Below are 7,447 nucleotides of genomic sequence, written 5' to 3'. Positions count from 1 at the left end.
GCTACGAGCAGCAGCACGCACCCGCCCACTGAAATTCACAACCCACCCCTTATCGGACTGTCCGAAAAAACTTGACCACGACAGTGCTCGCGCACCCGCCAGGCGTGCGACGAGATCGATTCCCAGGCGTGGCCGCCGAAGACGGTCGCGTTGACAAAATGGTCGAGCGCGCGCACGCCGGCGCGGCCGCGCCGGTTGGGACCGAACAGGCCGATCCACACCAGCATCAGATAGCCGATCACCGCCAGCGGCACGATCGCGCACATCAGCAGGATGCCTGCCGCTCGCTCCTTCATCCGGCTGGAGCCTCCGCGCGCCGGTGCAGGCGCAGGCGCACGCCGTTGGCCGAGCGGATCGTCAGCCGGCCGACCGGGCGGGGCTCATGGCCTTCGACGGCCTCCAGCCGCCAGCGGCGCACCAGCTGCGCCAGGATCAGCGTCGCTTCCTGCAGCGCGAAGGCCGCGCCCAGGCAGACGCGCGGCCCCATGCCGAAGGGCAGGTAGCCGGCGCGTCCGTGGCCTGTGCTGCCTTCTTCGTCGCGGGCATGGCGATCGGGATCGAAGGCGTCCGGATCGTGCCAGCCTTCACGCTGGCGCTGGATCAGCCAGGGCGAGATCACCACCGTGGCACCCGCCTTGACCTGCTTGCCGCGCATCGGGCAGCCGGTGCGCGCCTGCCGGGCCATGAAGCCCACCGGCGGGAACAGCCGCAGCGTCTCGCGGAAGACGTTGCGGGTCAGCGTCAGGCCCTTCATGTCGGCCGTGCCGGGTGCGCGTGCGCCAAGCTGTGTGGCGACCTCGTCATGGACGCGCTGCTGGATGTCGGGCGCGCGTGCCAGCAGGTGGCAGGCCCAGGTCAGCGCGCTGGCCGAGGTCTCGTGTCCGGCCAGGAAGAGCATCGCGACCTGGTCGACCAGCTCCTCGAAGCCGAAGGCGCGCCCTTGCTCGTCGCGCGCGTCGAGAAAGGCGGCGAGGATGTCGGCCTGCGGATGCTCGGCGCCGGTGCGGCGGGCCTCGAAGCGCGGGCGGATCAGCGTCTCGAGCAGGCCGCGGATCTCGCGTGCGGCGCGGCGTGCGCGCCAGGCGTCCCAGGGCCAGACCAGCCAGCGCAGCCCGAAGATCGACGGCAGGATCAGCCGCGGCACCAGCGCCTGGTAGCGGGCGAAGGCGTCGAACACCCGCCGCGCGTCCGCGCCCTCCATCGGCACCGAGAAGATGGTGCGGAAGATGATATCGGCGGTGACATGGGTCATCTCGACCTCGATGTCATGCTCGGTGCCCTCGGCAAGCTGCGCCAGCCGCGCCAGCATCGCCTCGGTCGCGGCGGCCATGACCGGAAAGGCCACCTGCAGCCGCGCCTGCGCGAAGGCCGGGTCCATCATCGCGCGCTGGCGCCGCCATTGCTCGCCGCTGGTGGTGAAGATGCTCTCGCCCAGCAGCGGCTCGAGCGCCTGGCCGAGCAGCTCGCTCTTCGGGAAGTCCTCGGCCTGCTCGACCATCACCCGCCGCACCAGGCCGGGTTCGTTGACCATGTAGAGGTCGAGGCCCGGCAGGCGGACCTCGCCCATCTGCATGCGGTAGCTGCGCTCGTACAGCGCGTCCAGCCAGGAGTGGCGCGCGCTCAGGAACATCAGCAGGCCGGAGGCCTTGTGCCGGCGCGGGGTCGGATAGGCGGGGCAGAAGCGGGCCATCGCGGTTCAGCGCCTCCGTGTCTCGACCAGCTGCTGCTCGAAGCGGCGCGGGCCGTAGAGCATCGCGAACAGATCGAAGTTGCCGGGCCGGTCCGGCGTCATCAGGTAGAGGAAATGCGCCTGCAGCTTGTCGCGGCGGATCGCGGCCCAGTGCAGCGGGTCGTACATCTGGAAGAAGCTCGCGGCGCGGCGGCGTGGCAGCGGGCCGGCCTGCTCGGCCAGCTCGGTGCCGGCCAGCGGCGCGGTGCTGAAGAAGCACATCGGGTCGATGCGCGCGGTCACGTCCAGCCAGACCAGCTCCGGATGGCGCGACAGTCGCAGCAGCGCATGGCGGAAGGACTCGGCGCCGGGCAGCAGCGCCAGGCACGGATAGCACTGGCCGAGCGTCAGCATCGCGGTGCGGCGTCCCGCCTGCAGCGCCTGCCAGCGCGGATCGCGCAGCAGCTGGTCGACCGCCTCGACCATCACCAGCGTGCCCACGCTGTGGCCGGCCAGCACCACCTCGTCGACCGGATCGGCGCTCTGGCGCTCGATCACATGCTCGACCCATTCCTGGCCCCGCTCGTCCATGCCGGCGACCTGGCCGCGGCCCATGCACAGGATGAAGTGGTAGATGCGCATCAGCCAGAACAGCCCGGCCTGCGCGCCCAGCGAGATCAGCATGCCGCTCAGTGCCAGGCCCACGCCGGTGGCCACCGCCACCAGGCCGGTGTCGCCCAGCGCGGTCAGCGGCAGCGCCGACATCGCGGCGATGACGAAGCCGCCCACCAGCAGCGTTGCCACCAGCCAGAGCAGCGGCAGCAGCGCGGTCAGCAGCGCGGTCGGGTGCAGCGCGTGCACCCGGCGCAGGCCGACGTCGCGCATCATCGCCACCTGCACCGCGGCGAACTCGCGCAGCAGCGCCAGCGGCTGGCGGCTCCAGTGGCGCCGGATGATGTCGTCCCAGCTCATGAAGACATGCTCGGTGCGTACCGCTGCATCGTCCGCCGAGGCGGCGGGTGCGGCGGGCTGCCAGTCCACCGTCCAGCGGTGAAACATCTCGCCGATGCGCTGGCGCGCGCCAGTGGTGATGCTGCCGCCGCCCGGCTGCGGGCGCTCGCCCTGCTGGCTGAACAGGCGGTGATAGTGGCCGGCCCCGCGTGGGTCGAAGCCGCTGAAATAGTGGACGCGGCGCCGACGCACCGGCGTGGCGGGCGCGAGGCTGGAGGACAGGGGACGGGCGGGCGGGGGAGTCATGGCATGCACCGGACGGTGGTCGCGGTTGGATCATCTCGGGACCGGTGCATGATGCGCCGCCGGCTCCGGCCGTGATCAGCGGAACTCGAGCGGCAAAGGCGGGCAAAAGGGCGGTGCGGCGCGCCCCGGGCCTCAGCCCTTCTTCGGGGGATCCGGGATCAGGCAGGCTTCCATCACCTGCAGGTCGTTGTCGCGGGCGAAGTTCATCACGAAGTCCCAGGCCATCGGTTCGATGTCCTTCAGCGCCTCGCTGACGACCACGCACTTGGTGCTGCCGATGACGGTCGGGATGCAGTAGGGCGAGTAGCCGATCGCCGAGCCGATGCCCGAGCGACTGCCGCCCCCGGGGCGGAAGCACGACATCGCGCCGGCCAGGCGCTCGGCCCAGTCGCTCGGACGGAAGGTGCGGCCGTCGCGGGTGATGCCCTGGATGAAGACTTCGCGGGGTTTGGGTTTCGAGTTGTTCGTCACGGGCTGCTGCCTTGTTCTGCTTGCGGTGACAAGCGCATGCGGCTGCCCGTCAGCCCGCTATTGTGCTGCAGCGCAGCAGCAATCGGCGCAGGACGGAACGGCCGCGGAGTCAGGGCAGATATCGGCCGGCACCGCGGGCGGCGCCGGGTCTCTGCGTCTCGGTCTGTGCGGTTCTTGCGCGTCGGCACTGGCGCGCGGGGAGCGAGTATCGCTCAGGCGTCTGTCGGCGTGCTGTCGTCGGCTTTCCTTACAATGGGTCGGGCGCCGTCCTCGTGCGGCGCCTTCTGCATTTTTCCCGACTGGATTTCACCCCCTCCACGGAGCGCCCCAAGATGACCGCCGAGTCCGCGACGATCGCCGAACCCCACGTGATGACGACCTACGGCCGCCTGCCGATCGCGCTGGTGCGAGGCCGAGGCTGCCGCGTCTGGGACTCGGCCGGCCGCGAGTACCTCGACGGCCTGGGCGGCATCGCGGTCAACACGCTGGGCCACGCGCACCCGAAGTTCGTCGCGGCCCTGCAGGAGCAGGTCGCGACCCTGATCCACTGCTCGAACTACTACCACATCCCCGGCCAAGAGCAGCTCGCGGCCAGGCTCGTGGAACTGTCGGGCCTGACCAACGCCTTCTTCTGCAGCACCGGCCTGGAGGCCAACGAGGCGGCGCTGAAGCTCGCGCGCAAGTTCGGCCATGACAAGGGGCTGGAGCGCCCGGAGGTGATCGTGTTCGAGAAGGCCTTCCACGGCCGCTCGATCGCGACGCTGTCGGCCACCGGCAACCCGAAGGTGCAGGCCGGCTTCGGCCCGCTGGTCGAGGGCTTCGTGCGCGTGCCGCTCAACGACATCGACGCGATCCGCGCCGCGGTCGAGTCCAACCCGAACATCACCGCGGTCTTCCTCGAGACCATCCAGGGCGAGGGCGGCATCCATGCGGCGCGCTGGGACTACCTGCGCGCGGTGCGCGAGCTGTGCGACCGGCACGATCTGCTGCTGATGCTCGACGAGGTGCAGTGCGGCATCGGCCGCACCGGCAAGTGGTTCGCGCACCAGTGGGCCGGCATCCAGCCGGACGTGATGCCGCTGGCCAAGGGCCTGGGCTCGGGCGTGCCGATCGGCGCGGTGGTGTGCGGTCCGCGGGCGGCGAACATCTTCAAGCCCGGCAACCACGGCACCACCTTCGGCGGCAATCCGCTGTCGATGCGCGCCGGCATCGAGACGCTGCGCATCATGGAGGAAGAGGGCCTGCTGGAGAACGCCGCGGCTGTCGGCGCGCACCTGAAGGCGACGCTGGAGCGCGAGCTCGCCGGCGTGGCTGGCGTGACCGAAGTGCGCGGCGCCGGCCTGATGCTGGGCATCGAGCTCGACCGGCCCTGCGGCGTGGTGCTGACGCGCGCGCTCGAGGCCGGCCTGCTGCTGAGCGTGACCGCCGACAGCGTGGTGCGCCTGGTGCCGCCGCTGACGCTGAGCGTGGCCGAGGCCGACGAGATCGTCGCGATCCTGGTGCCCGTGATCAAGACCTTCCTCGCCGAGTCCGCCGCAGCATGAAACCCGGAAACAGCCTGATGAAGCACTACCTGCAGTTCAAGGACTTCCGCGCCGAGGAGTACGCCTACCTGTTCGAGCGCGCGCGCCTGATCAAGCGCCGCTTCAAGAACTACGAGCGCTACCAGCCGCTGGCTGACCGCACGCTGGCGATGATCTTCGAGAAGGCCAGCACCCGCACCCGCGTCAGCTTCGAGGCCGGCATGTACCAGATGGGCGGCTCGGTGGTGCACCTGACCACCGGCGACAGCCAGCTCGGCCGCTCCGAGCCGATCGAGGACTCGGCGCGCGTCATCAGCCGCATGACCGACCTGGTCATGATCCGTACCTTCGAGCACACCAAGATCGAGGCCTTCGCCGCGCACAGCCGCGTGCCGGTCATCAACGGGCTGACCAACGAGTTCCACCCGTGCCAGATCATGGCCGACCTGTTCACCTACCTCGAGCACCGCGCGCCGGTCGGGGCGAACGGCTATGACCTGGGCTGCCTGAAGGGCAAGGTGGTGGCCTGGGTCGGCGACGGCAACAACATGGCCAACACCTGGCTGCAGGCGGCCGAGACGCTCGGCTTCACGGTGCATGTCAGCACGCCCAGCGGCTACGAGGTCGATCCGAAGGTGGCCGGCGTGCGATCGAGCGACTGCTACAAGGTCTTCACCGATCCGCGCGAGGCCTGCCGTGGCGCCGACCTGGTCACGACCGATGTCTGGACCAGCATGGGCTACGAGGCCGAGAACGAGGCCCGCAAGGCCGCCTTCGCCGACTGGTGCGTCGATGCCGAGATGATGGCGGTGGCCCGCCCGGACGCGCTCTTCATGCACTGCCTGCCCGCGCACCGCGGCGAGGAGGTCACCGCCGAGGTGATCGACGGCCCGCAGTCGGTGGTCTGGGACGAGGCCGAGAACCGCATGCACGTCCAGAAGGCGCTGATGGAGTATCTGCTGCTGGGCCGCATCGGCTGACCTTGGCGCTGGCGCTGGCGCTGACGCAGGCCGCGCCTGTTCGGCCGGCTCAGGCCGACGCCGAGCCGAACAGGCGCCGCAGGTCCAGGCCGTCGGCGCCCGGCGCGAAGCCGTGGCGCACCATGGCGGCCTCGACATCGATCAGCATCTCGCCGGCGGTCACCGGGCCGAACTCGTCGACGCAGCGCTTCTCGAGTTCGCCGCGCAGCAGCAGCAGGCCGCGCAGTTCAATGCGCGCATCGGCCTCATGGCGTTCGCTGGGGCGGTCATGGCCGTCCGGGCGCGCCACCGGCGCCAGCAGCCGGGCCAGCTGCGCCTCGTCGTCGAGCGACACACCCAGCATCAGGGCCAGCCGGGCGATGCGCAGGTTCAGCTCCTCGCAGAGCTTCTCGATCTGGGCGACCCAGAGCGCGTCGGGTCGATGGTGCAGATGGGGCGACATGGGCGACGGACTGTCCGGGAAGTGCGTGACCCGTCCATCATAGGCCGATCACCTCAGTCATGCTGCGATGCAGCATGGTCGCGTGGCGGCATTTCAGGTCGTGGGCGTCGCCGCGCCGGGCAGGGCCCGCGCCGCGCCCCGCGCCACGCCCGAGAAGCGGCCGCCGCCGAGATCCTCGGCCTTCATGCCGCGATTGATGTCCAGGCCGGTGAGCTGCCAGTCGCGCACCGGCAGGTGCGGGACCGGCCGGCGCATGCGCTCGTGGAAGCGGGTCGGCCACTCGATGCCGTGAGTGTTCTGGAAATCGCGGGTGTCCAGCTCGAGCAGCGTGCCGCGGGCCGAGGCCAGGCCGTCGATCGTGAAGCGCACGCGGCGCATCAGCCGGGTGCGCCGGTCGATGCACAGCACCAGCTGGTCCACCGGCGACAGGCCCAGGCCCGGGCTCAGTCGCACCATCAGCCGCTCGCAGGCATGTTCGCCGACCTGCTCCAGGCCGGCCAGGCGCAGGGTGTGCGCGCCGTCCACCAGCGCCAGCGGGCCGAGCAGGCCCAGCCGGCTGCTGTCGGCCGCCAGCGCGCTGGCCTGCAGCAGCGCGGCATCGCGGGTGTTCAGGCTGTTGTAGGCCACCTCGACGCTGCCGGTGTCGCGTTCGCCGCGGCCCTGGCGGCGCAGCACATGCTTGTGACCGCCGGGCCCGGTGTGGCTCTGGGCGATCAGGCCCTCCGCCGGCATCAGCCGCTCTTCGGACGAGACCCGAAAGCGTGCATCCACCAGCTCCGGCTGCAGTCGGTCCACCAGCGTGCGCCACTCGCCTCGGCAGGAAAAGCTGAGATCGCGCACCCGGCGCCAGGCGCTCAGACCGTGGGCTGCGGCCGATTCGGCCAGCAGCGCCGCGGCGGCCGGCTGGGTGCTCTCGGTCGGGGGAATCGGCGACAGCGGCGGCGTGGTGGTGCAGCCGCCCAGCAGCGGCGCCGCGGCCAGCGGGGACAGCGCCAGCGCGCCCAGCAGCAGACGCCGCCGGGCTTCGGGATGCGAAAGATTCGATCGGTCGTGACTCATTCGTTTTTCCTTCGCCCGGTCCGGCGGTCTTTCATAATTTCAATCC

8 protein-coding genes are annotated in these 7,447 nt (G+C 70.7%); 2 read left to right on the top strand and 6 right to left on the bottom strand.

The annotated features are described in order from the left end of the window. Nucleotides 1-35 precede the first annotated feature (35 nt). The 4 genes from NFT33_RS16335 to NFT33_RS16320 form a co-directional block, all read right to left on the bottom strand. The gene (locus tag NFT33_RS16335; RefSeq protein ID WP_251676933.1) at nucleotides 36-296 is read right to left on the bottom strand and encodes a hypothetical protein; all 261 of its coding nucleotides are present in this window, start codon (nucleotides 294-296) and stop codon (nucleotides 36-38) included. Beyond that, nucleotides 293-1,690 carry a cytochrome P450 gene (locus NFT33_RS16330; protein WP_251676931.1) on the bottom strand — a complete coding sequence of 466 codons (1,398 nt, stop codon included), beginning with the start codon at nucleotides 1,688-1,690 and terminating at the stop codon, nucleotides 293-295. The genes NFT33_RS16335 and NFT33_RS16330 overlap by 4 nt, the downstream gene beginning before the upstream one ends. Nucleotides 1,691-1,696: 6 nt before the next feature. Continuing rightward, entirely contained in the window at nucleotides 1,697-2,926 is a 1,230-nt protein-coding gene (locus NFT33_RS16325; RefSeq protein WP_251676929.1) for a hypothetical protein, read from the bottom strand. A gap of 132 nt (nucleotides 2,927-3,058) precedes the next feature. Beyond that, on the bottom strand, nucleotides 3,059-3,397 hold the full coding sequence (locus NFT33_RS16320) for a DUF3579 domain-containing protein (RefSeq protein ID WP_149504286.1): 339 nt from the start codon (nucleotides 3,395-3,397) through the stop codon (nucleotides 3,059-3,061). 332 nt (nucleotides 3,398-3,729) lie between these two features. Here NFT33_RS16320 and NFT33_RS16315 point away from each other — a divergent pair, with 332 nt between their 5' ends. After that, nucleotides 3,730-4,941: an aspartate aminotransferase family protein gene (locus NFT33_RS16315; RefSeq protein WP_251676927.1), complete on the top strand. Its 1,212-nt coding sequence runs from the start codon at nucleotides 3,730-3,732 to the stop codon at nucleotides 4,939-4,941. Continuing rightward, the gene (gene argF, locus NFT33_RS16310; protein ID WP_149504284.1) at nucleotides 4,938-5,900 is read left to right on the top strand and encodes an ornithine carbamoyltransferase; all 963 of its coding nucleotides are present in this window, start codon (nucleotides 4,938-4,940) and stop codon (nucleotides 5,898-5,900) included. Before NFT33_RS16315 ends, argF begins: the two co-directional genes overlap by 4 nt. A 49-nt stretch (nucleotides 5,901-5,949) precedes the next feature. Here the strand turns inward: argF and NFT33_RS16305 are convergent, their stop codons facing one another. Together NFT33_RS16305 and NFT33_RS16300 are read right to left on the bottom strand one after the other, a co-directional pair. Continuing rightward, on the bottom strand, nucleotides 5,950-6,342 hold the full coding sequence (locus tag NFT33_RS16305) for a hypothetical protein (protein WP_251676925.1): 393 nt from the start codon (nucleotides 6,340-6,342) through the stop codon (nucleotides 5,950-5,952). Nucleotides 6,343-6,435: 93 nt separating this feature from the next. Next, on the bottom strand, nucleotides 6,436-7,401 hold the full coding sequence (locus NFT33_RS16300) for a hypothetical protein (protein WP_251676923.1): 966 nt from the start codon (nucleotides 7,399-7,401) through the stop codon (nucleotides 6,436-6,438). Between the last annotated feature and the right edge of the window lie 46 nt (nucleotides 7,402-7,447).

This window comes from Sphaerotilus sp. FB-3 (assembly GCF_023706025.1).
Lineage (GTDB): Bacteria > Pseudomonadota > Gammaproteobacteria > Burkholderiales > Burkholderiaceae_C > Sphaerotilus > Sphaerotilus sulfidivorans.
Note: the sequence above shows the minus strand (reverse complement) of the source record. Positions and strands in the feature narration are given on the sequence as shown.

Coding starts and splice junctions, on each gene's coding strand:
- NFT33_RS16335 (WP_251676933.1), bottom strand. CDS start 296: ATGAAGGAGCGAGCGGCAGGCATCCTGCTGATGTGCGCGATCGTGCCG.
- NFT33_RS16330 (WP_251676931.1), bottom strand. CDS start 1,690: ATGGCCCGCTTCTGCCCCGCCTATCCGACCCCGCGCCGGCACAAGGCC.
- NFT33_RS16325 (WP_251676929.1), bottom strand. CDS start 2,926: ATGACTCCCCCGCCCGCCCGTCCCCTGTCCTCCAGCCTCGCGCCCGCC.
- NFT33_RS16315 (WP_251676927.1), top strand. CDS start 3,730: ATGACCGCCGAGTCCGCGACGATCGCCGAACCCCACGTGATGACGACC.
- argF (WP_149504284.1), top strand. CDS start 4,938: ATGAAACCCGGAAACAGCCTGATGAAGCACTACCTGCAGTTCAAGGAC.
- NFT33_RS16305 (WP_251676925.1), bottom strand. CDS start 6,342: ATGTCGCCCCATCTGCACCATCGACCCGACGCGCTCTGGGTCGCCCAG.
- NFT33_RS16300 (WP_251676923.1), bottom strand. CDS start 7,401: ATGAGTCACGACCGATCGAATCTTTCGCATCCCGAAGCCCGGCGGCGT.